Genomic DNA, 23148 nt, shown 5'->3' with positions numbered 1-23148 from the left:
CACGCCAGGGACGGCATTCCCCTGGCTGCCACCCGGCGTTGGGAGAGGCCTGGTTAGTTGGTGACGCCCTGGGCCACCGCGAGGGCGAGGTCGCTGTACACCGCGAGGCCGCAGTAGAACTTCACGCGGGTAATCGACTCGTCCTTCGTCTCCGACTCGCCGATGTCCTTCACCTGAATCCCCATCGCCTTCTTCGCGTGCAGCCCGGCAATGCCCACCCGCCGGCTTCCGTCATCCAGGCAGCCGGCGATGATGCTGGTGCAGTTGGTGGAGGTGCCCTGCGTCTGGTTCGTCGGCATCCAGTCGTTGCGGAAGATGGGGACGCCCTCGTACTCCAGCACCTCCTCGCCGCTCGGCAGCTCCAGCGTCTCGATGATGCCGGCACCGCCCTGCGCCCGCAGCAGCGCCTTCAGCGAGCGGATGGTGCGCCCGTGCATCATCAGGAAGTCCACCTTCCCGTCCTTCGCCGTCACCCTGTCGAGCAGCTCGTCCAGCAGCCCGAAAGAGAGGGCCGCTCCGTTGGGCCCTGCGATGAGCGTCTGGCCGGCACTGGCCAGCGCCAGCAGGCCCTCGAATTCGTCATTCGCGCCCGTCCCGTTGAGGAGGAGGTTGGCGTACTTGCGGCCCACCGCCTTGGCCTTGCCGGCCACCTGGACAGCGAGCTGGTCCGTCGTGTCCGAGTGCGTCGCCTCGACGAAGTTGTCCACCTCGGCGTCGCCGACGATGCGCTTCAGCGCGCTCGTCACCTGGGTGAAAGTGGTGGCCGCCTTCGCCGTAATGGTGCCGCCGACGCCGAGCATCTGCACGTCACCGAGGACATTCTCTCGGTTGTAGACGGCGGCCGGCCCTTCCACCGGCTCGAAGGGGAGGAGGCCGTAGAACCTGTCGACGGTGACGATGTTGGAGATGATGCCGGCCACCAGGTCGTCCTGGCTCAGCTTGGCCGCTTCGATGAGCGTAACGGAAGGCATGGAAAGGCTTTCTTCCTCGGCGAGAGGGATAAGAGACAACGGCGTGCGGACGCGCCACGGGCAAGGGCTGCCTGAAGCCCGAGAGACACGTCTGGGAATGGGAGAGAGTGATTGCTCCGGGCGTCACACCCGGTTTGTCTCAGGCCGCGTCACGCGAACCCGGGACGGTTACTTCCTGTCTGCAAGCCCCCGAGCGATGCGCTGCAAGGGGGAAAGCACCTCACTGCCGGGCGTCCCGCCCGTTTTGCCCCCCGGTCGCATCCCGCTTCCGGAGGAACCCGTGCCCTCGAAGGCCCGAGCGAAGTCAGGATTCTTCTTGAGCTCCGCGACGAACTCTCGCGTCGTCACGTAGCCGCCCGTCTTGTGCTCGCGAGGCTCACCCTTCGCGTCGACAACACGGACCAAGAAGTCGCCGTCTTCCTCCACCACTTTCACACAACTCTCGATGTGAGGCAACAGAAGCGCGGCACTGCCCTTGGCGTCTGTGATTGCGGACAGCGCCTCCGCGTGCACCAGTCGCTTGTGGAGGGCGCTGCGCATGGACTCCAGCGTCGCGTCCTTCTCCGCGAGCGCCTTGGCGTGTCCGGACTCGAGCTCCGTGCGCTGCTTCTCCCACGCGGCCGCGCCCTCCTTCCCCTTCTGGGACTCGGCCAACTGCGCGCGCAAGTCGCCCACCAGCTTCTCCGCCTCCTCCGGCGTCTTCCCCAGCTTCTGGAAGGCGGACACCAGCGCCTTCAACTCCTTCGCGGAGTCGCGCTCCTTCTTCAGCGCGGTGGTGAGGCTGCTGTTGTCCAGCCGCTTCACCATGTCCGCGTCGAGGGTGTACTTCGCGCCCTCACCCTCCCCCTTCGCGTACAGCCCGCGGAACTTCTCGGGGACGATGTCCACCGCGTCCAACTCCGCCTGCCACTCGAACTCCATGTGCCACGTCTCCTTCGGCCCTTGAGGGCCAGTAGCGCTACAACTCCGCGCGCGCGAAGGCGGCAGACTCCGCCTTGCGCAGCTGCTCCAACGTCAGCGTCTTCCCGCTGGCGTCCGTAAACCTCTCCAGGCGCAGGCCGCCCTCGCGGAAGAGACGCCCGCGCGTGGGCCCCAGCACCTCGTCCTGGAAGCTGGCGGACTGACGGCGCAGCCAGTCCTCGTAGGACAGCCCCTTGGGCGCCTGGCCGATGTGCTGCCGCGCCCACTTCTCCCGCTGCCGGGCGATGGCCGCGCGCCTCTCCTTCTCGGACATGTCCGCCCAGGCCGCGCCCGCCTGCGCCTTCGCTTCCGCGCGGAAGTCCACCTCGCGCTGGCGACGCGTCCGCACGTCGGTGACGGCGGGCCTGTCGCCCACCAGCTTCACCCCGTCGATGACGGGCACCGTGGTGGTGCGGCAGCCAGGGTGGAAAGGAGGACGCTTCCCCTCGCGGACGGGGAACACCTTCCCGTCCAGGGCCATGCACCCCACCGTGGTGCGCCCGTCCAGCGTGGCCACCATGCGCACCGCCTCGATGATGTCCGCGTTGGCCCGGTACACCTCCTCGCGCGCCTGGGTGGACACATGGCTGAGGCCGGTGCGCACCAGCGTCTCCACGCTGCGCCGACTCGCCTCCGTGACGCCGTCCGCGTACGAGGCTGCCCGCGTGCCCACCACCCGCCGGACGATTTGCTGCGTCGTCTGCCCCTCGGCAACGCCCACCTGGACGGCCCGGGAGATGCGCTCCAGGTCCGCCGCCGGCATGGACTCCACCCAGGACTCGAAGACGGCGCCGGTGAAGGGCCTCTCGAAGACGGCCGCGTGCAGCACCTCCGCCGTGGGCGCGGCCACGGACAGCTCGACGATGAGCGTCTCCTGCAGCGCGGCCGACTGCCACTGGGCTTCGTACGCCGCGAAGACGGACAGCTCCTCGCGCAGGTAGCCGGCGGCAGCGGCGTATGCCTCCGCGCGCAGGCCGCCCACCGCCTCCAGCATGTCCTGCAGCCGCGCGGTGGTGACGGGCCCCGCGTCGAAGCCGCCCGCGTCCAGAATCCGCTCCAGCCGGGCGGAGAGCTGCTCAGCGAGGCTGTCCTCGGTGGCGTTGAGCAACTCCACCACACGGTGCACCACGCCGGCCTTGTAGCGCTCCACCTGGACGGCGTGCGCGAGAGTGCGCTCGAGGAGAGCCTCGTTGGCGGTGAGGGAGGGGCCGGCCACCTATGCACCTCCCTTGGGTGAGTCGTCCGGCCCGCGCGCGCGGAAGGGGAGGACGGCCGCCGTCCCGGACTCCGGGGGCAGGAACTCGATGCCGTTGTCGTGGAGCTCCACGCGCTTGCCGGCGGCCTCGACGTCCAGCGCCTCGCCCGTGGGCTTGAGGATGACGTGCGTCCAGGTGCCGTTGGCGTGGCGGACGCCGACGAAGTGGGGGAAGTCCACCACCTGCCAGGGCTTCAGCGTGCTCACCTGCCCCGGCCCCTCCGGCTCGCCGGGTTCCGGTGCCGAGGCTGGGGGAGTCGCCGCTGCGCGCTCCCCCGGGCGCTCCAGGTCCTCGGGTAGTGCCTGGCGCGCTTCGGCCGCCTTCCGCCGCCGCTCCGCACGCCCCCACCCGGCCGCGCTCCCCAGGGCCGCGAGCACGGCCACCACGAGGGCCACCGTCATGACGCGCCTCCCGGAGCCGGCTGCTGCCCTGGGGACGTGCCAGGGGCAGCCGGCGGGCGCAGGGTGCCCAGCGCGGGCCCCTCGGCTTGGAGAAGGTCCGCGTCCACCTCGGCGTCGAAGTCCGGCGCGAGGACACCGCGGCGCTTCAGCTCGCCGAGGAAGGCCCGCCGCGAAATCTCCCGGGCCGCGCGTGCCTTGAAGAGGACGTCCAGCCCCTGCGCGTCGCCCTCGGAGAGGCCGAAGTCGGTGTGCACCTCCACCTTCAGCGCCCCGTCCTCCACCTCAAGCCCAAGCCACCGGGCCGCGAAGTAGAAGGCCAGCTCCAGGGCATCGCCGAAGGACTCGGCCATGGCCTGCAGCTCGGAGTGGGACTGCGCGGTGTTGATGGACTTCTCGGTGGCGGTGGTGCCGCCGGACTTCCGGACGAGCAACTCCACGCCGAGCGCGGCCATTTCCTCCTTCAAGTCCTCCAAGTCTTGCCGGCCCGCCTCAATGGCCGCCCCGGTGTGCTCCACGTAGTAGAACTTCCCCTGCGGCGACTCCGTCGTGAGGAGCGAGTGCGGGCCCACCTTCAGGCCACCGCCCTCCCCTTCGTCCTCGCCGCGCCCCGGCGGCGGCGCCACACCCGAGGCGGCCAGCATGGGGAAGCGCGCCACCGTGAGGACGTTGCGCTGGTCCGAGCTGCTCTGCCAGTGCTCGACATTCTTGTGCGCCAAGTCCAGCAGCGGCGGCTTGGCGAGCTGGAAGCCCTCGCGGTGCGCGTACCAGGTGACGAGGGGAATGAAGCCCAGCTTGTTGGGCCCGCCGTCCACCTGCGCCCACTCGCTGGTGCCGGAGCGCTCGTACAGGGCCCAGGCGTCCGGCTCCAGGACGCGGACGCGCTCCACCTTCACCTCCTCGAAGCCCTCGCGCCGCACCTCGGACTCGCGAATGCGGACGTGGGTGAGGCGCTCCTCGCCGTCCACCACTTCGACGTAGGCGGCAATGAGGGACTCGGCGGGCACGTGGACGAAGTACGGGCGCAGTCCCGCGCGCTTCTCGTCCTCCAGCGTCCGCACCGCCTCAGCGTCCACCGCGGGGAAGTCCACCAGCACGTGGGTGAGGCCCTTGGCCAGCCCGTCCTTGAAGACGGGGCGGGCCCACGAGGTGACGTCGCTGCCGAGCTTGTCCACGTCCTCGGCCAGGGCTTTCAACTCCTCCGGCGCGGAGTCGCCCAGGCGCACCGGCTTCGTGAAGGGCCGCGTCGCGAGGAAGGACAGCACCTTGGCGAAGTAGTTGAAGAGGACGGTGCGCTGGAGGCGCTCCCGGTAGGCCGTTTCCTCCTCGCGGGCGTACTTCGGCAGGTACTGGGTGCCGGCCGCGCGCATGGCACGGGTGCCGCCCAGCAGGGCCAGCACCAGCTCCCAGTCGGGCAGCATGTCCCGGTAGGTGCTGCTCGGCGTGTTGACGTCGGCGGCGGCCACGTCAGCGCCTCCCCTCTGCATGGCCAGCTCGGCGCAGGTGCACGTACGCCCCTGCGCCGGAGGCCATGCGCGTCAGGCGGCGGTACCGCGGGTCCACCAGGTGCGAGAACATGCGGACGATGACCCACACCCTGTCCCGTCGGGCGGCGCTCGGCACCCCGTGCGCACGCGGGCGGCGACTCTCGCGAAGACGAAGACGGGCGGCGCTCACCGGTAGCTCCCCACCTGGAAGGTTTCCGGGCCGCCCAGCATCAGCTCCGTCAGGGCCCACACCGCGGCGTCCATGCGGTTGGGGCTCCAGGTGGACTCGCCCGGCACCCACGTCGTCTGCTCGTCCTCCAGGGCAATGAGGCGGCCCACGTGGTGTGCGAGGCCCCTCTCGTAGAGGGCCGCCACCGGCTCCGCGCGTTTCGCCTTGCCGCGCGAAGCCGTCACCACCTTCACCCGCACGTGCTTGTGCGACTCGCGGGCCTTGCTGCGAATGGTGGTTTCCACCATGTCGCCACCGAAGTTCTTCTCGCCCACCACCGCGTCGGCGCTCTCCTTCTCGTAGACGGCCAGCGCCTTGGTGGCCCAGCCCTCCGCCGAGTACTTCGCCGAGTCGTCGCGCCACACGTAGGCGTGGCCGTTGGTGGCCTTGCCCGCGCAGACGAGGCCCACCTCGTCGTTGTTGGGGCCGTCCCCGCCGGCCGGGTCCACCGCCACCACCACGCGCACCATGGGCAGCGGGCGCCCTTCCGCGTCCTTCGGCAGCTCAGGCACCCGGGCGTTGTCCAGCAACTCCTGCGTCCACAGGGCGCCCACCGCCGCCGCCTTGAAGGCCTCCTCCACCGTCGCCGGGTACTCGCGCCGGAAGTCGTGGACGCCCTTCTCGAAGGCCGCAATCTTCGAGCGGCGCCAGGCGAGCTGCGCGTCCTCCAACTCGTAGCCGTGCGCCTCCAGGCAGAGGGCCGCGTACCTGTCCTCCTCCGAGGTGCGCTGGAAGCCCTCGGGCACCGGCAGCCGGTACTCGGGCTGCCAAAACCACGGGACGAAAATCAGCTCGTACTCGCTGGCGCCCTCCTGCGCCGCCTTGCACAGACGGTGGAAGAGGCCCTGCGGCCCGTCGCTGGTGGACTCCAGAATGACTTCCGTGCCCTCGGCATTCGGCACCGCCTCCAGCACGCCGCGCATGTGGGTGGAGGCGTTGGGCCAGAAGGCCACCTCGCTGCCGTGGAAGTACTGAATCGTCGAGGAGCGTCCCGTCCCCTTGCTGCCCGCGGTGCCCACCTTGTACCCGGAGGACAACCTGTCGAAGACGAGCTCCTTCGCGTTGGACGCGCCAATGGAGGGGCGCACCAGCTCCGGGCAGTTGTCGTGGTACCGCTTCGCCATTTCGAAGAGGTTGGCGGTGGCCGGGTCCTCGTGCGTCAGAATGAAGGCGCGCACGCCCTTGCGGTGGGACACCTTCCAGTAGAAGCGCGCCTCCACGTAGGTGCTGCAGCCCTGCTGCCGCCCCTTGAGGATGATGGCGCGCACGCGCCCCATGCGCTTCAGCTGCGCCTCCAGCCTCTCGTGGATGAAGGCCTGGGCGCGGTTGAGCTTCAGCGGCGGCAAGTCCCCGCCCGTCACCTCCTTCGGGCGGATGCGCAGGCACCGCGAGGCGTAGTGCGGGAAGTCGTCCTTCAGCCGCTGGCGGATGACCTTCTCGCGTGGGGGAAGCTCGACGGGGCCCCGGCGCTGGCGCTCCCTGCCGGAGCGCGCCTTCAGCTCCCTCGGTGCCCGGCCCCTCACCACTTGGCGCTGGAGGGGCACCCTGCCGCTGGCACGGGCCGCCCTCATTCCAGGGCCCCCAGCGCGTCTTCGTGGCTCACCTTCAGCTCACCGCCCAGCTCCACCTTGTCGGTGAACATCTTCAGGTACTTGCCCAGCAGCTCCAGCGCCTTGTCCTTCGGCCAGAGCTTCACCTTCGTCACGGTGCCGACCTGGACGCGCTCCTCCCCCTTCCCCTCGAAGAGGGCCTCCACCTCGATGCTGGAGATGGCGCGACGGATGGCCTCCGGCATGCGCTTCAGCGACAGCACGGTGCCGTCCTCGCCGACCGCCTCTCCGATGTCGGAGAAGCCGATGCGCCGCAGCTCGCGGAGCACCTCGACCACCTCAACGACGATGCTCTCCTGGACGGCAGCGTCGATGGCGGCCCGCCCCGCCTCCACGGCCGCCAAGACCTTGGGATTCCTTAACAACTTCGAGGCCGTCACCTCGGCGGAGTGCTCGGAGTACCCAGCGCGGATGGCGGCCCGCGTCCCGTTGGAGTCGACCAAGTACTCCCGGACGAAGGCGGCCTGCTTCGGCGTCAGCTCGCGCGACGACTCAGCCGGTGCCTCCCGGCCGGTGCTGGTGGTGGGCTTCCTGGTGCGCTCGCGTGCCACGGTGCCCAGTCTCCCGGGCAGCGTGGACAGCGTCCGGCGCACCACACTTCAGCGCGAGGAGCGACGAGAAGATGGCATATCCCACACATGCCCCGTGTTCTCCCTCATGCGGTCGGGCACCACGGCCGTGGAACAGAACGACGTGGTTCACGTTACTGGAGGATGTATGGCAGGACTCAAAGCAGAACTGATGAGAGAAAAGGCTGCAGCTCGGCGTCGGAACGCCGACGAGACCATCTTCCTGCTCGTTGATGATGAGCTCGAAGCGCGCCTCGCGGAGCTCTCCCTCAACGAGGTCGGGGATCTGGTCACCGCCATCACGAGATTGGGCCCTGAAGACGCTATTGGGGGGATGTTCCTTGGAATGCGGGTCATCTGGCGAGCTGAATCTGGGAAGGGCGGCGTGAAGACCCGAAGCGAACTTGCCAACGAGGAATACAAGCGCTTCGAGCAGCAGCAGCAAGCCCGCGAAAACATGGCCAGGATGGAGAGAATGCAGAGGCGGTAACATCGCCGCGCCTGCCTCCCGAAGGGCCCAATCACCTTGGGCCCTTCGGCCAGAACGTGAGCTGGCCTTCCGAACTCTGTGGCCTTTCTCGCGCGGCATCTCGCTTCAGCCGCGCGCGCCTCGCTCGGGCATATGCGAGCGCAGCCTTCCGGAGCCGGTCCCGCGCCCTTACGAAGTCCTCCTCGTCATCGGCCGCATCCGCGTACGCCAGGGCAGCAGCCGTCAGGCGATCCCACGGCGAGGAGTACGCCTCGGCGAGGGGCGTCTCCAGGGACTGCTTGCGCGTCACGCGCTTCAGGTGCCCCCAGCAGCGTTTGTGCCGCGGCGCTGCGGGCCGGCGGCAGCCATCCTCGGAGCACTGATTAGGCTGTGGGCAGGAGGGCATCGCCCCACAAGGTGAGCTGAATGCCGAGCCTCCGTCAACGGTATGGACCGGCACGGCTGCTCCGGACGCCGGCCTCGCAGTAACTCGACCGCGCCAACCGCATTCGACGCGGTCGTGGATGCAGGCTTCTGGCCGTTCTTCGTTGGCTCCCACCTGGAAGGCTTCGCTGGAGACGGCAGCGCGGGGCGAGGATGACATCGCTGTCTCTCGTGGACGGGCAGTTCGTGGTGATGAAGGGCCGCAACGCGCCGGCGGGCTCCGCGCCCTACCGCCCCGGGGACGCGCGCTTGGCGGACGCTTATGCCCCCATCCCCGTGGAGGGCCAGGACGTCACCTCCCTCGCCATGCGCAGCTTCACCGAGCGCGACGATCTGGACCGCGCCCTCTTCCCCCTCCTGGAGTCGCTAGCCCGCCCGCGCATCAACTCGGACGAGCCCGCCAAGGTGGACCAGGGCCTCTACTACCTGCGCCGCGCGGAGAAGCTCTCCGGCATCACCGAGGAGCAGCGCCTGACGCTCCAGAAGCTCATGACGGACGTCGCCTACTACCAGGCCCGCCAGAAGCTGGAGGACGCCCGCAGGCTCGTCAGCGACGCCCTCACCCAGCTCAAGCTCGCCGCGGAGAGCCAGAGCCGCCACGCCCGCTGCGCCAACCAGCTGCTCTCCACCGTCGCCCCGCCCGCCCGCGAGCTCGAGGAGGCTCTCCGCCGCGCCGTCCACACCCTCAGCGGCCCCAGGGCGCCCCCGAGCAGCCTGCGCCCGAGACGCCCATCGCCCCACCTTCACCTATCCCGTCGGCACCGCCCGAGACGCCCGTTCCAGACGGTCCGGACGCGGGCGGAATCGCGTAAATCCAGCCGCAGACCAGCCGCTCAGGTTGGATTTCAGGAAGCCCATACAACAAGTCACTAGGCTCCTCACCAAGCGTCGTAATCACAACGTGACGAATCGTGTTGGAGCTCGATCATAGATTGCAATGATCGGGCCCAGCCAGTTACGGGGTCTTGCGTTGACACGTAAAATGCCCCCCCATAGCTTGTGGCCGGTCGACGGTGCGGTGAAAGCGGGCGCACGGTTGTCCGTCGACAGGGGCCCAGCAGCTTAATACGGCCCCTCGCCTGAACAGACCAGCCCGTCTCGGGAGCAGAAGTCGCTCTCTTGGTCACTGCCCTGTCCAACGACAGGCAGCGTACATGGTCTGCCTCAAACTCCCAGCACTCACCTGGGTAGTCACACGCAGGAGAACGAATGAGTCGCGAGAAAATGGACCGAAGCACGACCGGGCCGCCACAACAAAAGAAGAGGGGTCGGCCGAAGAAGAGCCCGACCCCTCAGGCTGAGTGGAGAGCGCCAACTCCCACAGACACAGCCAGTCCCCGCCGCGCGAACAGCGAAGAACGCCGACAGGATAAACGCAGACTGTCGACACAACAAGCCCATACCGCGTTCAAACGCGGTCGCACAGTGGTGAACACAGCTACACGGCGCAGTCGGGGCCGCCTGCGGCCGGACCCTCGTCCCATCGTCGGGTGGACTCCACGAATCCGGCTGCGAAACGGCCGGATCATCTACGCATGGCAGTACGGCAAGAAGGCCTTCCCCATCCGGGGCAAGCCCACCTGGGACTACGGCAAGCGACCACCTGCGAAGCCGCAGCTTGAACTCGACCTCCGGCTCAAACCGGAGCAGTTGGAGCTCTTCCCCAAGGAAGCCGTGAAGAGCGTGAAGCCCCTGCCCATGCGCGCGCGGCATCGTCCGCGACGTCGGTAGGTCGCTGATGCAGAGCTGGCCGGCGGGAGCGCTCCGCCGGCCAGCCATCACGGCACACCGCCCTTCCGGAAGGCCGGCTTCACCATGTCCGCGAACGAGCGGGACACTCCACCGGCCTTGGGCGCCTTCTTCGCAGTGCGCGAACGGGCCGGGGGCTGGGCCCTGGGCTCAGCGGGCACAGGCGGAGGAGGCGGTGTCAGCGCATCCTGGGCGCGAACGGCCGCGGCGAGCTCGTCGTCCCCCCAGGCCAACTCCACCATCACCGTGGGCGTGCCCTGGGCCTGCGCGTACACCCACCGGACAAGGGGCGACGCGTCGTCCACGCGGAGCTGCCGAGCCACCTCGTCGCGGACAGACTTCAACGCGGCCGGCAGGTTGTCGTCCCGGTCCAGGCGGCGGGGCGCCACCCGGGTGAGGCGCACCACCAGGAGGGCCGGGCCCTTCCACCCAGGCCACAGCAAGCCCGTGGCGTCCCGCTGGCCCTTCGCGCGGCGGTGCCGGGCCATCGGGTGCTCGCGCTGGTTGGTGGGGTTCTTTGTCACCACGGGCACCTCGAAGCGGATGCAGATCATCAGTGTCCTCCTCGCCGTCAACTCTCGATGGAGAGGAGGACACGGGCCGCAACCATCAGCCGATTCACCGGGGAGACATCACTTTCTGTCGCGGCATCGCCAGAAGGCTATCGCATGACACCCAATGGCAGCACCCACGAAGCCAGCTATTGATGGGCCGCACCGAGAAAAAACAACCCAAGACGCAGACGCCGCTCACTCCCCATGAGCCGCCACGCGTTATAGGCCCGCATGAGACGGCGGAGTTCGTCGCGCGCAGCATCAGCATCATGTCCTGAAGGATGTCTCGCAGAGAGTTCTCGCATTGCATCAAGGTACCCCCTCATCCGAGAGAGTCGAAGATGCACAATAAACCACATTGCCTGTTCAATAATGTCTGTTCGCACAGCCCCATGCCCCTTTCATAGCTCGCCCACATACGCATGAGCCACATGAGTTGTTGCATGGGACATTGAGTTTGGCAGCAAAAAATCTGACACACTATAGTCAGACACAATGGCATTAACGCGTGCACAGGCGCCAGCTGATGTGCCGCACTGGATTTTGAGACACAGGCCGACCGCAATCAGGCCTCCAGCTTCGGCAACGCCATGATGGCCGGGTCTACCTCATCGCACAGCTCACCGCACCCCTCCCACCAGCACGCTGGCGCAGAACTCGTGGACCCGCGCCCGGAACGCGTCGAGCTTCGCGGATAGCTGCACGGTGCTGGCGCGTAGCTCCGCGGCGAGTACCGCTCCGGGGCTGTCCTCCATGTCGTCCGCCCCCGACTCCTGCATCGTCCGCGTCTCGCGCCGGTGGTCTGCGCTGTAGGCAGAGCGGCACTTCGGCTTCGCGCACATGAAGCGCTGGCGCGGAGCGAGGGGCTCCTTGCAGTAGACGCACAGCCCCTCGGGCACCTCGGCGCGCAGCCGGCGGATGAAGGCCGGCTGTCGGTTGGTGGTGCCCGTCTTCGAGCGTGCTCGCGCGGCGGTGCGGGCGGAGACGCGCAGCAGGCACTTACGGGTGCAGTAGCGGGCGCGCGGGTCCGCGTCGGCTGGCAGCGGCCTTCTGCAGCGGTCATCCGCGCAGGTGAGGACATCGCAGGCCGTCACGCAGCACCTCCAGGCAGCAGCTCGAGTGTGAGGCGGACGCGCCACAGCCCCGACGCGCCAGCACTGCAGAATTGAATGGGCGCGGATTCCAGAATTGCTTCGCGATGTCCACTGCGATGCGCACTCCTCTGAACACATCCTCGACTGGATTATCATTGCGTGCACGCACCAACGCACTTGTAAAGCCCCTCATTGGGCTGGGATATTCCTCTTATGATCTTCTCAACCAGCGACCTGCCTCCATTAGGAGGCGGTCAAGAGCGCCTCACCCTAGATTTCAAGGCTGTGCTGAAGAAGGAGAAATTTCCCAACGGCAAAGAGCAATGGAATCACTTTGAAATGGCAAAGGACATTGCCGCCTTCGCAAATGCATACGGCGGCACTCTTTTGATTGGAGCGCAGGAGGACAAGGCGACCGGCAAAATCTCTGGTTATGTGCCATTAACGCATGGCGTAGCAAGCAGCATCAAGACAGAGCTCCAGAACGCAGCATCGCAGCGTTGCATTCCAGCACCAGTGCTCGACGTGGTCGTGATCCCACACCAGGGAGGATTCGTCGTCGCCGCAAACGTGTGGGCCTTCCCAGATCAGGCAGTCGGCGTTCGGTTGAGCGGCGACGAAAATGATGGATATGCCGGTCATTGCTTTGTCTTTCCACTTCGCACTGCAACAAACACGACTATGCTTCAGCCATCTAGCCTGCCTCTCATCATGCACGCCCTGACTCGTCGGGCAGCAGTACTGCTTCAAGGCATTCCGGAGACAGAGCGAAAGGTGCTTCGAGTGTACACGAGGTCTGCCTATTACGACTTTGTAGAAGTTATTGGTATTGCAGCCGCCGAGAACGTCGTCACGCTCAAGGGCCACAGGCAAACCCCATCAATGGGTGAGCGTATTGTGTCGGTGCCGCTGGATGCAGTTCAATCCGTATGGAAAGATATTGTCGGAAGCTGGGCCATAAGGATCGAGGGGGCGTTCTTCTACGAGGATGAAATGCGCGCCCGTTGGACGCCTTAGACCTGTGGGTGTGGCAGTAGTGCTCAATATCAACTGGCTGCATAAGGCTGTGAAGAGTTGGGCAACTCATGCTGAATGACTTGCTGTAGGCGCCAAACCGGCCCGCACAGCCTGTACCCACGCGTTAACGCTATCCCCAGTCCAGGTGGCCACCTCCGCCTCCAAGCGCGCAAGGCACTTGGCGGCCAGGGGGTGGCCCCACACGAGCTGGCAGCTCACCTCGCCGCAGCCGGTGGCGCACGCGACGCGCGGCGGCTCCTCGCCACGGCCCACCCCCAGAGCAGACCTGCGGCGAGCCTCCGCAGCGCTCGCGGGCACCGGCGGCAGAGCCCCCTCGGCGGGGACGTCCTGGCCCGGGACGTGCCGGCGCCACACCTTGGTGAACGCGTTCGCGGGGCACACCGGGTTGCATCCCCGCCCCCAAGAGTCAGCGAGCCATGTGTGCCACGCCGCGCGCAGGCGCTCCTCGTCCCCGCCCACCACGGCGAGCGCCTCGGTGTACCAGGCGCCCCAACCGGCAGGAGGGCGCTCCTGCAGGGCGTTGGGGAACATGCGCTGCCGCTCCTCCTGGCACCACGCGAAGAAGAGTTTCTCCGGGCCCGGCGGTGAGTCGTCCGTCCATGCCGGCCGGGCACTGCGGCGCACGGCGGGCGGCGCCGGGGCGCGGGCCGGAGGGGACATGTCCCCCGGGGGGACGGAGGGGGACGCGTCCCCGGGGGACAGGGGACGGGGGACAGAGGGGGACGCCTCGTGCGCGCCTTCAGCAGCAGCTTCCTTCTCTGCTCTCAGTCTCGCCCTCTTCCTCTGTTTCTTGAGTCTGTCTCTCTCTCGCAACCGCTCCGACTTCGTCGTCGCTATTGCTGCTTCCCCCCTACCCCCCTTCATGTCCCCTCGTCCCCGGGGGACAGAGGGGGACGCGTCCCCCGGGGACGAGGGGACAACGAGAGGGACGGCCGGGGACACGTTTTGGGGGGAGACGGGCACCTGCCCTGGGACTCCGATGGGCCGGGACTCCAGCGCCTGGGCGAGCAGGTCGAGCGCCCGCTGAAGCATTCCCTCCATGCGCACCCGGGACGCGCGCTCCTCGGCCAGGGCCGCGAGCAGTTCCTCCAACTCGCCCCGGGCGCAGGTGCACGCAGGAGCAGGCGTGGCCAGCCCGGCGCGCTCCTGACGAAGCCTCAGCGAAGCCTCGGCGCCTTGGGGCGCGGGCAGCACCTGGGCGGCCAGCGACTCGGGCACCACTTGGCCGGAGCGCAGGCGCACGTGGCCGGGCGGGATGTCGTCAGGAGCTTCGGTGGGTGCCGCGTCCTCGCGGCGCGCGCACGACGTCATGGCGATTCCTCTCGGGTGTCGGGCTCGCGCTCGTAGAAGCTCCCGGGGATGCGGCGCCACGTGGCCCGGTACCCGGGAATGGACACCTCCACGCGCTCTGGCCGGCCGGTGGTGCCAGTCAGCACGCGGAAGCCGAACTGGCACGTCAGGTGGTGGAGCTCGCATGTGGCGCGGCCCGGGGCGCCTCTCCCCTGCTGCTTGTCCTCGGGGCAACTCACGGCTGGCGGACCTCCTGCGCGCATGCATGCGGCGGGCATGCCGGGTACGGGCAACGGAAGGCCCTGCAGGTGGGACACAGAGTCATCGCCCGGCGACACGTGCAGAGCTTCAGCACGCGCTCGCGGAGCCCCGGGGGCGCTGGCGTGTTGAGGGCGGCGGATGCGCGCTTCTCGTACGCCTGCCACCGGGCCGCATCGGACTGCCTCACCGCAGAGTAGGCCGCGCGCACCGCAGCGAGGACATCCTCGGGCAAGGTCCAATACATGGACACCGGGTCCGGCTGGCAGGGCACCGGCTCAGGCAGAGGCACCACGTCCGCCAGCCACAGCCCCACCGGGCCCACGTACCAGTGCGACTCGCGCGGGCCGTCCGGGTGCTGGGAGACGGCCTCCAGGCGCCCCACCGACACCACCGCACACACAGGCAGCTCGGCGGCAGGGGGCACCTCCACCGCGCACCAGGTAGCCACCCACGGCACGAGGGCGGGCTCGTGCTCGGCGCCGGCGCAGACTGCCACGTAGCCGCCCAGCGCCGCGTTGGGCGGGGCGTCGGGCGCGTTGAGCACGGCGGTGTTGCGCACCGCCACTGCCCAGGCCCATTCCGGCGGGACGGCGACGGCGAGGAGAGGCGCGCGGCCTGGGCTGGATGCGCAGGCACTCATTCAACGCTCCTCATGGACAGGGCGACGAGGGATGTCATGGGGCCGCAGGTACCGGCCGGACCTGACATCCCCAATTTTCTGCACTGGCGACTCATGCCGCGTAGCCCTCCAGCGCCGGGGCCACCCAGTGCCCACCGCCCCACGCGCTCCATGGGTTGCCCAGGCCGGAGCGCAGCAACGCCTCCAAGGTGCTGCGGCCCCACGCCTCCGCCCCGCCCACGGGGATGCCGTTGCCGATGCGCTCCCTCCAGGCCCTGTCGCTGTTGCCGGCCAGGCTGAGCGGCTCGTCGCCCACCACCGGCGGCAGGCCTTGAAGCACCGCCAATTCCAACGTGGTGAGGGGCCGGTGCCAGCAGCCGGACAGCGGCGAGACGATGGCGGGCATGAGAGCCCCGCGCGGCACCTCCCAGCCCTCGGCAAGCAGGGCGAGCGCCATGCGAATGTCGATGAGGGGGCGCGGTTGCGGCAGCCGCGGGTCCGCCACCACCGCTGGGCCGTTGTCGAGCTGGAGGCTGCCCGTTACCGTGCGGGCGGGCTCCCCCCACTCCAGGACGCCGTAGAAGCCATTCCGGCAATTCTCCCCGACGCCCAGACGCTCCAACCCCTCGCGGGCGCGCTCATCCGCGACGGCCGCCTGGGCATTGCCTCCGGAGACGGTGGCCCGCCCCACCACGGTTGGGCTCGGCTCAGTCCACGAGCCGACGCCCAGCAGGCCCGGCCTCCCCTTGTACGTGTCCGCCCCCTCTGCGGTGCGGCCCAGGCCCAACTGCTCGAGCGTGCGCGGGTCCGCGACGCTGGCGGGCGCACTCCCCCCGCTGACGTAGGGCGTGGCGATGACGGTACGCGCGGGCGCACTCCACTCGTAGACGCCCGTGGAGCCGGCGCGCTGGCCTGTGCCGAAGGCGAGCGCGTCCACCCGGGCATCCGCCACCGCAGCGCCCCCGTTGTCATGCCGGGCCACACCGCGCACGGTGGCCGCCGGGCCATTCCACGCAGCCACGCCCTCCGCGCCGCGTCGCGGCTCATGCCCCAGGGCGAGCTGCTCCACCCGCCTGTCCTCCACCGCGCACAGCCCGGCGCCGCCAGGGCCCGACACAGTGGGTGCCGCCTCCGCCCAGGCCTGCACCGGGTGGCGCCGGTGCACCTCCCGCCGTTGCTGGCCCTGCGCCACGGGGTTGCCGAGCTGCTCCTCCACCAGCGCGCGGAAGCCAGCGGTGTCCCCCCCCGTCGGCCACAGCCCGCGCGCGGCGAGCCACTCCACCACACCGCCCCGCGTGGGCAAGTCGCGCCAGTCCCCGCCCGGCGGTACGAAAGCCAGTCGCACGGCGTTGAGCCACTCAATGCGGGGCAGCCGGTGCATGCGCCCGGCACGCGGGTCGTCCGGCCAGGGCAGCGGCCCCAGCACCTCCCCGACTCCGCGGAGTCGCCTCGGCGGGGGCAAACGCACCGGGACGGGGCATCGGCGCGGGCAGCGGGCGGCCAGGGTGAAGCGCTCACGGCGCTGCGCCAACCCGCCCTCCGCGCCCAAGTCGTGCGTGCGCACGTCCACCACGTACCCGGCTTCGCGCAGCAGGCGGAGGGTCTCCGCCAACGTCTCCCGGCACCGCGTGCGGAAGCTGGGGACGTTCTCCACGATGATGAGGGCCGGGCGGTTGTCCGGCTCTGGATAGGCAGCCAGCACCAGACGTGTCGCGTCCAGCATGAGGCGATTCATGGCCTGGTACTTCGCGGACTGGCTGGCCTCCACGGAGAGAAGCTGGCTGGCCCCCTTGCAGGGCGGGCTCCACTTCGTCATGTCCGGCGCGCGCGCCCCCCAGAAAGCGCGAAGCTGCTGAGGGGTGAGGGCCGCCACGTCCGCGCAGAGGGCCGGCGCTCCGGTGAGGCGACGGAAGTCCTCGCAGGCGAGCGCGTCGAAGTCGACGCCGCCCAGGTTGCGCCAGCGCGCGGTGTGCCCGTCCAGGGAGAGGCTGGCCGCGTCGTGGCCCAGGGCCCCCAGGCCGCTGCCGCAGAAGAGGTAGCCGACGGTGTACTCGTACTCGCGGATGCAGCTCATGGGTGACGGCTCCGGGTGAGGTAGGCAACGGTGACGAGCACCGCAGAGAGGAAGGCGACGACGGCGCCGGCCGCGAGTGCAGCGGCGTGAGGCAGGTGCTGCTCGACGCGGGCGGCGTGGACGCCCGTGCAGGTGCACACGCACGCCAGCGCGGCGAGGCCGAGGGTTCGGGCACGGCGGCTCACCGAGGCACTCCCTTCTGGGCGTGCAGCGGACACGGACGGCCCAGTGCACGCTGCAGCTCGCACCCGCGGCACTCCCCCTCGTGCGGGTTCGTCCAGCGGTATCCGTCCGACTCCGTGATGAGCTGCTCGTCCTCCTTGCACTCGCAGTCCACGCGGTGGGCCGGGTCTACGGGCAGCCAGAAGTGCCGCGCGACGCCCGGGTGGTGATTGTCCTCCTCAGCCCCGATGAGGCCGAAGGCCCGGAGCGAGGCGCGCACGTCCGCCGGACGCGGGCGGCCACCGAGGCGCGACACGGAGATGTGCCACTGGGGGCCGGTACCGCTCCGGTCTGGCATCTCCGCCAGCTCCAGGGCGGAGATGACCAGCGCGCCGCTGCTGGTACGTCGCCACGCGCTGACCGACAGCACGGAGCCACCGGAGCGCGGAGCGTCGAGTTCCGCCCACCCAGGCAGCGACGGACGACGCTCGGCCATGTTCTTCGCGGAGGTCATCGCCGGACCTCCGCGCGGAGCTGCTCCACCCCAGCCCGGACGCTCGCGAGCACGTCAGCGGGAAGCTGCCAGAGCCCCTGCGCGCCCTTGCACGGCACCGGCTTGGGGAGACGGACGACGTTGTCGAGACGCCAGCCGTATGGGCCCGTGAACCAGGGGGACGCGGAGCTCGTGAGGACGGCGCCCAGTTGGGCGACCGCGACGATGACGCCGCTCGGGTCCTCGCCCTTGGCAGGCAGCGGCATGCGCCGGGAGTCCACGCGCTCACGAATCCACGGCAGGGCCGCCTCGTCCCACTTCAGGCCTGCGTGCATGGCGAGCCACCCGCCCACTGCGGAGCGCCACGGCTCCCACGTGCGGTTCTCCACGTCCTTCCCTGCGCAGGCCACCGCCCACGCCCAGGGGCGGATGAGCGTCACCCCGCGCGGGAGGACGTCGACGGGGACAGCGGCGAGCCGGGCCGCATGGCCCAAACTGCCGCGAGGCGGCGGCAGGCCGTGGTCGGGCGCCTTGCGGCCCGTGGCCTTGAACTCGCACGGGTCGCACCGCCCCGTGTCGCCGTCCATGGCGAACCAGCCCTCGCAGTGCGCGTCCACCCAGCGGCCACAGGCCACGCACTTGAAGAGGTCCGCGTCCGGCCAGCCCACCGGGTGGCGCAGGCTTTCACAGCGGTGCTCACGCACGGGGCACCTCAGCGGGAAACTCGTCCCAGGTGCGCCCGTCCAGCTCGCGGCCGGCGGCGTTCTTCCCCACGCGATACACGGTGGCGTTGCCCACCTGCATCTCCGGCACCTTGCCGCCGTGCACCTTGGCCGTCTGCGCCGGGTCGCTCTTGAGCGCCTCCAGCGGTGCCCATTCGCCCCACTGCTTGAAGAAGAACGGCACGTCGGCGGCGACACACTCGTCGCGGAGCGCGCGGGCCCAGGCCGGGTCCATGGGCCTCGCCCCGTCCTTCGACTCGCCACCGCAGATGACCCAGTGGATGCGGTCGCGGACCGGCGCGTAGATGGGGCTGATTGTCTTCGGCATCGTCCCCAGAAGCCCGATGCTCACCGGCCCGAGTAGCGGCTCACAGGACAGGAAGCGCACGGCGAGCCGCGTGGCGATGAGCTCGGACACGCGCTCGTTCGCGCGCACCTGGTCCTCCACGGAGACGCCGCCCCACACGTTCGGCAGCGGGAGCTGAATGGGCACCGTTGCGCGCTTCCGGAGCAGGCGCGGCTTGTCTTCCAGCATGCGAGCCATGACGACGCCGAGCCGATGAGCGAGGTCGGGCGCGTTGAAGTAGTCCCGCATCCGCGCGGCGCGTTTCGTCAGCACCTGGAACGTGTGCTGGGGCGACATCGCCATCACCGCCACGATGCGGTCCACGTCCGCGAGCGCCAGGCTCTCGTGGAACAGGTCGCTCATGGAGTTCACGAAGATGCGGCGCGGGCGCGACCACGCGAGCGGCTGGAACAGCATCGACTCCACGACGCGGACGACGCCCGTCCATCGCGGGCCCGCCTCCGTGAACTTCGCCAGTCCCTCGTAGGGCTGCCCCGGCCCTGAGAAGCGCGCCGCGACGCGCTCGGCGTAGCAGCCGCCCTTGAGCGAGCCTGGCGTCCCGCCACCACAGCCCGGGGACACCCGGGAGCAGCCGCGCACCGGGTTCCACGTCGCGTCGGTCCACTCGATTGCGCTGTTGTCAGACACGGCTCTCCCCCTCCTTCCGCAGTACCTGGGAGGCCGCGGTGCGCTGCCGGCGGAACTCCGCGACGGCGGCCTTGCCCGACTCGGTGAGGCGCAGCGAGCGCGCCTTGGCCTCCTGCCGCGTCAGGAGTCGGTAGCCCTCCAGCCGGATGAGGAAGTCGTTCGCGCCGTTGGTGCTGGAGAAGCCGAAGCGCACGCAGATGTCGCGCAGCGTGGGCGCCATCTCGTGCGCGGACTTGAATTCGTCGATGAAGCTCAGCACCTCGAGTTGGCGCTCCGTGGGCACTCCACCGGACGGGTCATGCCCGAAAGGCGGACGGCGGTTGCAGGACGTCATGCGGCACCTGCCTTTCGTGCCCGGCCCTTCGGCGCGGGCTTGTCCTTGCTGCGCTCGCGGTACGTGACCGTGAGGAAGCTGGAGAGGAGCTCCACGTCCTTGGAGGTGTTCTGCAGCTCGTTCCACCGCCGCTGCCGTCCGGGCCCAAAGTCCCAGACGCCGTCCGTCCACCGGCACTCGTCCTTCAGCAGCGCCAGCTCTCGGGCGAACTGCGCCTCAGTCGGCGGCGGACGGCCCACCTCCGCCCTGAGCCGCACATCCACCGAATCGAGGAGGAAGCTGAGCGCCACGACGCCAGCGCCGTGCAGCAAGCGGGATTCCTTCGGCGACTTCGCCCATGCCTTCGGCCAGGTGCTCGCCACGGCGCCCCACCACGCGCGCAGAAGAGCCAGCATGCCGTCCACGTCCGGCCCGCCCTCCGCCTCGGCGAAGCGGTACAGGACGCCGTCACGCAGACTGTTCTCCAGCGCCTTGAGGAAGCTGTTGTCCTGAGCGAGCCCACCGGGGTTGGTGAGTGTCTTCACCAGGCCGCGCAGCGGACTGCCCTCGTCCAGGTTGAGCCGCTCCACCAGAGCGGCGGGGAAACGGCGGCGCTCCAGCGCGTCCGGCAGCGCACCGCGGGTGCTGGGCAGCAGCTCGTAGATAAGGCCCTTCGGCAGCGGCTTCGTCGAGTTGACGAGGATGAACTGCTCCGCCTGATGCCCCACGTCGTCGGTGATGAACGCGGAGCACGCGAGCGGGAAAGAAGCCACCTCCGCCTCGCGCACGGCGGCTAGGCGCTGCTGCCCATCCACGATGAAGCCAGGGGCGCCCTCCCCCGCCACCAGGGGGATGACGAGGTGCCCGTGCCGTGCCGGGCCGGTGGCCTCCGCAGTGAGCGCCTCGAAGCGGACACGGCTGTCGAACGCGAGCACCACCGCGTTGGGCATCAGCGGCGCGGCGCTCTCCACGTACGCGCGGATGGCCTGGACGTGGGCCAGCGCCTCGGGCCGCTGGTAGCCCTGCAGATGCCCGTCCGCGCGGCGCACGCGGGACACGGTGGCAAACTCTGGCACCCGCTTCCCGTCGACGGCGAAGAGGTACAGGCGCCGTCCGGGCGACTGTTCCATCTCTACCGCCGGCACCCGAATTTTGTCAGGGTGATTCGACGTGCGGGCGGCTTCGCGTGCCTGCCGCAGCCACTTTCGCCACGCCAGCGCGGTGAGCCCCGCCAGCGGCGCCGACACCTTCCACCCCACCGGCAGGTGGGGGCGCAGTGTCTCCACGTACAGGCGGCTCGCCAGCACCTCTACCTCGGCCGTCTCGACGGGGAAGCGCCGGCGCAGCTCGGCGGCCACACCCTCCGCCCACGTCTCGCACTCCTGCTCGGAGAGCTGCGCCAGGTGCACGTTGTACGGTGCGGCCACGGCGTCCAGCGTGAGCAGCCCGTGGTGCGCGCTGAGGATGCAGACCTTCTCGCGGGGGTAGCGCGCGAGCGCGTACGCCAGAGCGCTCCGGAAGAGAGGCCCGGTGTAGAGCTCGGACGCAACCGTGGCCCTGTCCGCCTTCTTCGCGCCGCAGCCCACGAGGACGATTCGCAGGGGTGTGCTCATGCGGGACTCCGCGTGGACAGCGAGTAGGACTGAAGGAGGCGCCCCGCGCGGAACGCGGCCTGCTCGCGCCGGCGCAACTCCTGGGTGAGGGCCAGCGCCGCGCTCGCCTCCGCGTCCTGGCGCGTGCGGGCGTGGCACTCCACCTCGATGCCGGGAGCGCGCAGCGTGCAGACATGCCCGAGCGGGCCGCGCATGGAGATGCTGCTGAAGTGTCCCGGGCGACTCACGGCCTCACCGCCTTCCCCGCGCAGGAGAGGAGCCCGTGGCGCTGGATGAAGGACTCGGCCTCCTCTCGGGTGCCGAAGGACACGCGCGCGACCCCGTCCGAGACCACCGCGCACTGCCAGTACCCAGGCAGCCACGTGAGGCCTCTGCACTCCACGTAGTGGCAGGCGCCCGGCCGGGGCGTGTACGAGGGCTCCGTCGGGCAGCCGGCGGCGAGCGCCGCGAGCAAGGCGATGACGGTTCTCACCGGCCACCTCCAACGCGCAGCACCAGGGCGGTGCAGTTGTCGGAGCTGCCCTGCTCCAGGGCTTGGCGCACCAGTTCCTCGGCGGCCCAACGCGTGCCCAGCTCGGCCACGTCGCTCAGCACTTCGCGGATGCCTGTGTTGCCGAGCGTGTCGTGCACGCCGTCCGTGGTGAGGAGGAAGACGTCGTCGGAGGACACGTCCAGCTCCCGGACGTCGGGCACCGGCGCGTTCTCCTCGTACCGCTGGCTGCCCAGGGAGCGCATGACAACGTTCCGGCGGATGGGATGCCGGTGGTCCTGGGTGAGCTGCTCCAGGACTCCGGCGCGCAGCCGGTACACGCGGGAGTCGCCCACGTGCGCCACCACCGCGCGCTCGCCGCGCACCAGCAGCAGCGCCAGCGTGGTGCGGCAGTCGAGGCCCGTCCGGTTCTGCTCATCGAGCACCAGCTCGTGCGCGAGGCCCACCGCGCCCCGGGCGATGCCGGCCAGGTCCCCGGGCCCTGGCACGAAATCGAGGACGGCGGCCACGGCGCGCTGCGCGGCGACGTCACCGCCCGAGTGCCCGCCCAGCCCGTCCGCGACCGCGTATACCGCCGTCTCAGGTCCTGGACGGTGCCCCACCGCATCCTCGTGGTGGGCACGCCTCCCGCGCTCCGAGCAGGCCGCGACGTCAACCGTAGAGGTGCAAGCCATCACCGGAGCACCTCGCGAATCAGCGCATCCACCTGAAGCGCGAGCCCCTGGAGGACGGCACCCGGCAAGGCGGCCTGCTCACCAAAGGAGTCGGCGTTGGCCCGCACCACGTCTCGCACCAGCCGGAGCGCCAGCTCCAGGCGGGGGACGCGCTCGGCCTCAATCGCCTTCGGAGTCTGCTCCCGGAAGGCGTCCGTCATCACATCGGAGATGCTGAGGGCCGACTCCAGGGCGTGCCTCGCGCACGCCCGCTGCCGGCCGGCACAGTCCGGGCACTCCACGCGGGGCGGAACGGTGGCTCGGAAGGACTCGACGGGGTCCGGCTCCGGCGTCCCATCAGTGTCCCGCCCCTGCTGGATTAGGGCGACGCGTGGCGATGCGTGGCGGCGCGTACCTGCCCGCCCATCACTCTGGGGCGGCGCTACGCGGTGCCGGGCGGCACCGGGCGAACTTGGGCCCTCTTGTACTTGCCGTAGTGCGCGTCCTCCGGCCGCGCGTTGCGGTGGATGAGCAGCACCCGCTGACGGTCCGGCGACATGACGTAGCCGAGCGTGCCGATGATGGGCGTGTAGGGCATGACGGGCTCTGGCGAGGGAGTGGGACGGTGGCGCGCCT

General features: G+C 69.7%; 26 protein-coding genes and 1 pseudogene. 4 read left to right on the top strand and 23 right to left on the bottom strand.

The window, feature by feature from the left end; translation table 11 throughout:
* Positions 1–53 precede the first annotated feature (53 nt).
* The 7 genes from ACVTJA_RS25590 to ACVTJA_RS25560 all read right to left on the bottom strand — a co-directional run bounded on the left by ACVTJA_RS25590 (position 54) and on the right by ACVTJA_RS25560 (position 7504).
* Positions 54–971 carry a major capsid protein gene (locus ACVTJA_RS25590; protein WP_465839937.1) on the bottom strand — a complete coding sequence of 306 codons (918 nt, stop codon included), beginning with the start codon at positions 969–971 and terminating at the stop codon, positions 54–56.
* Between the two features lie 168 nt (positions 972–1139).
* Positions 1140–1892: a hypothetical protein gene (locus tag ACVTJA_RS25585; RefSeq protein ID WP_465839936.1), complete on the bottom strand. Its 753-nt coding sequence runs from the start codon at positions 1890–1892 to the stop codon at positions 1140–1142.
* A 37-nt stretch (positions 1893–1929) separates the two neighbouring features.
* Complete coding sequence (locus ACVTJA_RS25580; RefSeq protein WP_465839935.1) at positions 1930–3147, bottom strand: minor capsid protein; 1218 nt, start codon at positions 3145–3147, stop codon at positions 1930–1932.
* A complete protein-coding gene (locus tag ACVTJA_RS25575; RefSeq protein ID WP_465839933.1) occupies positions 3148–3588 on the bottom strand; it encodes a hypothetical protein in 441 nt (146 codons plus the stop codon).
* Entirely contained in the window at positions 3585–5051 is a 1467-nt protein-coding gene (locus tag ACVTJA_RS25570) for a DUF4055 domain-containing protein (protein ID WP_465839931.1), read from the bottom strand. The genes ACVTJA_RS25575 and ACVTJA_RS25570 overlap by 4 nt, the downstream gene beginning before the upstream one ends.
* Positions 5052–5258: 207 nt before the next feature.
* Positions 5259–6872 (bottom strand): phage terminase large subunit family protein, encoded by a 1614-nt coding sequence (locus ACVTJA_RS25565; RefSeq protein ID WP_465839929.1) that lies wholly within the window; start codon positions 6870–6872, stop codon positions 5259–5261.
* Positions 6869–7504, bottom strand: a complete 636-nt coding sequence (locus ACVTJA_RS25560) for a terminase small subunit (protein WP_465839928.1) — start codon at positions 7502–7504, stop codon at positions 6869–6871. Before ACVTJA_RS25560 ends, ACVTJA_RS25565 begins: the two co-directional genes overlap by 4 nt.
* Positions 7505–7628: 124 nt before the next feature.
* On the opposite strand from ACVTJA_RS25560, the gene ACVTJA_RS25555 reads away from it, so the two are divergent.
* The 3 genes from ACVTJA_RS25555 (at position 7629) to ACVTJA_RS25545 (ending at position 10124) form a co-directional block, all read left to right on the top strand.
* On the top strand, positions 7629–7970 hold the full coding sequence (locus ACVTJA_RS25555) for a hypothetical protein (protein ID WP_465839926.1): 342 nt from the start codon (positions 7629–7631) through the stop codon (positions 7968–7970).
* A gap of 576 nt (positions 7971–8546) precedes the next feature.
* A complete protein-coding gene (locus tag ACVTJA_RS25550) occupies positions 8547–9266 on the top strand; it encodes an IF-2 protein (protein ID WP_465839924.1) in 720 nt (239 codons plus the stop codon).
* 555 nt (positions 9267–9821) lie between these two features.
* Positions 9822–10124 (top strand): hypothetical protein, encoded by a 303-nt coding sequence (locus tag ACVTJA_RS25545; protein WP_465839923.1) that lies wholly within the window; start codon positions 9822–9824, stop codon positions 10122–10124.
* Between the two features lie 47 nt (positions 10125–10171).
* Here ACVTJA_RS25545 and ACVTJA_RS25540 read toward each other — a convergent pair whose 3' ends face one another.
* Both ACVTJA_RS25540 and ACVTJA_RS25535 read right to left on the bottom strand, forming a co-directional pair.
* Positions 10172–10696 carry a hypothetical protein gene (locus ACVTJA_RS25540; RefSeq protein WP_465839922.1) on the bottom strand — a complete coding sequence of 175 codons (525 nt, stop codon included), beginning with the start codon at positions 10694–10696 and terminating at the stop codon, positions 10172–10174.
* Between the two features lie 620 nt (positions 10697–11316).
* Positions 11317–11790 (bottom strand): hypothetical protein, encoded by a 474-nt coding sequence (locus tag ACVTJA_RS25535; protein WP_465839920.1) that lies wholly within the window; start codon positions 11788–11790, stop codon positions 11317–11319.
* 213 nt (positions 11791–12003) lie between these two features.
* On the opposite strand from ACVTJA_RS25535, the gene ACVTJA_RS25530 reads away from it, so the two are divergent.
* On the top strand, positions 12004–12807 hold the full coding sequence (locus tag ACVTJA_RS25530; RefSeq protein WP_465839917.1) for an AlbA family DNA-binding domain-containing protein: 804 nt from the start codon (positions 12004–12006) through the stop codon (positions 12805–12807).
* Between the two features lie 1328 nt (positions 12808–14135).
* Here the strand turns inward: ACVTJA_RS25530 and ACVTJA_RS25525 are convergent.
* The 14 genes and pseudogenes from ACVTJA_RS25525 to ACVTJA_RS25460 all read right to left on the bottom strand — a co-directional run.
* Positions 14136–14357, bottom strand: a complete 222-nt coding sequence (locus tag ACVTJA_RS25525; RefSeq protein ID WP_465839915.1) for a hypothetical protein — start codon at positions 14355–14357, stop codon at positions 14136–14138.
* Positions 14354–15019 (bottom strand): hypothetical protein, encoded by a 666-nt coding sequence (locus tag ACVTJA_RS25520; protein WP_465839913.1) that lies wholly within the window; start codon positions 15017–15019, stop codon positions 14354–14356. The genes ACVTJA_RS25525 and ACVTJA_RS25520 overlap by 4 nt, the downstream gene beginning before the upstream one ends.
* 91 nt (positions 15020–15110) lie before the next feature.
* Positions 15111–17072 (bottom strand): DNA cytosine methyltransferase, encoded by a 1962-nt coding sequence (locus ACVTJA_RS25515; protein WP_465839911.1) that lies wholly within the window; start codon positions 17070–17072, stop codon positions 15111–15113.
* On the bottom strand, positions 17069–17257 hold the full coding sequence (locus ACVTJA_RS25510; protein ID WP_465839909.1) for a hypothetical protein: 189 nt from the start codon (positions 17255–17257) through the stop codon (positions 17069–17071). Before ACVTJA_RS25510 ends, ACVTJA_RS25515 begins: the two co-directional genes overlap by 4 nt.
* The gene (locus tag ACVTJA_RS25505; protein ID WP_465839907.1) at positions 17254–17748 is read right to left on the bottom strand and encodes a hypothetical protein; all 495 of its coding nucleotides are present in this window, start codon (positions 17746–17748) and stop codon (positions 17254–17256) included. Before ACVTJA_RS25505 ends, ACVTJA_RS25510 begins: the two co-directional genes overlap by 4 nt.
* On the bottom strand, positions 17745–18431 hold the full coding sequence (locus ACVTJA_RS25500; RefSeq protein ID WP_465839905.1) for an ASCH domain-containing protein: 687 nt from the start codon (positions 18429–18431) through the stop codon (positions 17745–17747). The genes ACVTJA_RS25505 and ACVTJA_RS25500 overlap by 4 nt, the downstream gene beginning before the upstream one ends.
* The gene (locus ACVTJA_RS25495; RefSeq protein WP_465839903.1) at positions 18424–19443 is read right to left on the bottom strand and encodes a DUF5131 family protein; all 1020 of its coding nucleotides are present in this window, start codon (positions 19441–19443) and stop codon (positions 18424–18426) included. The genes ACVTJA_RS25500 and ACVTJA_RS25495 overlap by 8 nt, the downstream gene beginning before the upstream one ends.
* Positions 19436–19777 carry a LexA family protein gene (locus ACVTJA_RS25490; protein ID WP_465839902.1) on the bottom strand — a complete coding sequence of 114 codons (342 nt, stop codon included), beginning with the start codon at positions 19775–19777 and terminating at the stop codon, positions 19436–19438. The genes ACVTJA_RS25495 and ACVTJA_RS25490 overlap by 8 nt, the downstream gene beginning before the upstream one ends.
* Entirely contained in the window at positions 19774–21369 is a 1596-nt protein-coding gene (gene dbpB / locus ACVTJA_RS25485) for a DGQHR domain-containing protein DpdB (protein WP_465839900.1), read from the bottom strand. The genes ACVTJA_RS25490 and dbpB overlap by 4 nt, the downstream gene beginning before the upstream one ends.
* Complete coding sequence (locus ACVTJA_RS25480; RefSeq protein WP_465839898.1) at positions 21366–21596, bottom strand: double-stranded RNA binding motif domain-containing protein; 231 nt, start codon at positions 21594–21596, stop codon at positions 21366–21368. Before ACVTJA_RS25480 ends, dbpB begins: the two co-directional genes overlap by 4 nt.
* Positions 21593–21841, bottom strand: a complete 249-nt coding sequence (locus tag ACVTJA_RS25475) for a hypothetical protein (RefSeq protein WP_465839896.1) — start codon at positions 21839–21841, stop codon at positions 21593–21595. Before ACVTJA_RS25475 ends, ACVTJA_RS25480 begins: the two co-directional genes overlap by 4 nt.
* A complete protein-coding gene (locus tag ACVTJA_RS25470; RefSeq protein ID WP_465839895.1) occupies positions 21838–22461 on the bottom strand; it encodes a PP2C family protein-serine/threonine phosphatase in 624 nt (207 codons plus the stop codon). Before ACVTJA_RS25470 ends, ACVTJA_RS25475 begins: the two co-directional genes overlap by 4 nt.
* Positions 22462–22532: 71 nt before the next feature.
* Positions 22533–22733 (bottom strand): hypothetical protein, encoded by a 201-nt coding sequence (locus ACVTJA_RS25465; RefSeq protein WP_465839893.1) that lies wholly within the window; start codon positions 22731–22733, stop codon positions 22533–22535.
* Positions 22734–22996: 263 nt separating this feature from the next.
* Positions 22997–23110 (bottom strand): annotated as a pseudogene (locus ACVTJA_RS25460) (7,8-dihydro-8-oxoguanine triphosphatase); the annotation flags it as partial.
* Positions 23111–23148: the final 38 nt, after the last annotated feature.

It is taken from the genome of Pyxidicoccus sp. M6, assembly GCF_055568925.1.
The sequence above is the reverse complement of the archived record's forward strand: the minus strand, read 5'-3'. Positions and strand labels throughout refer to the sequence as shown.

Bases quoted from the DNA above. Each gene is read 5' to 3' on its own strand.
- ACVTJA_RS25590 (WP_465839937.1), bottom strand. From the start codon at position 971: ATGCCTTCCGTTACGCTCATCGAAGCGGCCAAGCTGAGCCAGGACGAC.
- ACVTJA_RS25585 (WP_465839936.1), bottom strand. From the start codon at position 1,892: ATGGAGTTCGAGTGGCAGGCGGAGTTGGACGCGGTGGACATCGTCCCC.
- ACVTJA_RS25575 (WP_465839933.1), bottom strand. From the start codon at position 3,588: ATGACGGTGGCCCTCGTGGTGGCCGTGCTCGCGGCCCTGGGGAGCGCG.
- ACVTJA_RS25565 (WP_465839929.1), bottom strand. From the start codon at position 6,872: ATGAGGGCGGCCCGTGCCAGCGGCAGGGTGCCCCTCCAGCGCCAAGTG.
- ACVTJA_RS25555 (WP_465839926.1), top strand. From the start codon at position 7,629: ATGGCAGGACTCAAAGCAGAACTGATGAGAGAAAAGGCTGCAGCTCGG.
- ACVTJA_RS25550 (WP_465839924.1), top strand. From the start codon at position 8,547: ATGACATCGCTGTCTCTCGTGGACGGGCAGTTCGTGGTGATGAAGGGC.
- ACVTJA_RS25540 (WP_465839922.1), bottom strand. From the start codon at position 10,696: ATGATCTGCATCCGCTTCGAGGTGCCCGTGGTGACAAAGAACCCCACC.
- ACVTJA_RS25530 (WP_465839917.1), top strand. From the start codon at position 12,004: ATGATCTTCTCAACCAGCGACCTGCCTCCATTAGGAGGCGGTCAAGAG.
- ACVTJA_RS25520 (WP_465839913.1), bottom strand. From the start codon at position 15,019: ATGAGTGCCTGCGCATCCAGCCCAGGCCGCGCGCCTCTCCTCGCCGTC.
- ACVTJA_RS25515 (WP_465839911.1), bottom strand. From the start codon at position 17,072: ATGAGCTGCATCCGCGAGTACGAGTACACCGTCGGCTACCTCTTCTGC.
- ACVTJA_RS25505 (WP_465839907.1), bottom strand. From the start codon at position 17,748: ATGACCTCCGCGAAGAACATGGCCGAGCGTCGTCCGTCGCTGCCTGGG.
- ACVTJA_RS25490 (WP_465839902.1), bottom strand. From the start codon at position 19,777: ATGACGTCCTGCAACCGCCGTCCGCCTTTCGGGCATGACCCGTCCGGT.
- dbpB (WP_465839900.1), bottom strand. From the start codon at position 21,369: ATGAGCACACCCCTGCGAATCGTCCTCGTGGGCTGCGGCGCGAAGAAG.
- ACVTJA_RS25465 (WP_465839893.1), bottom strand. From the start codon at position 22,733: ATGACGGACGCCTTCCGGGAGCAGACTCCGAAGGCGATTGAGGCCGAG.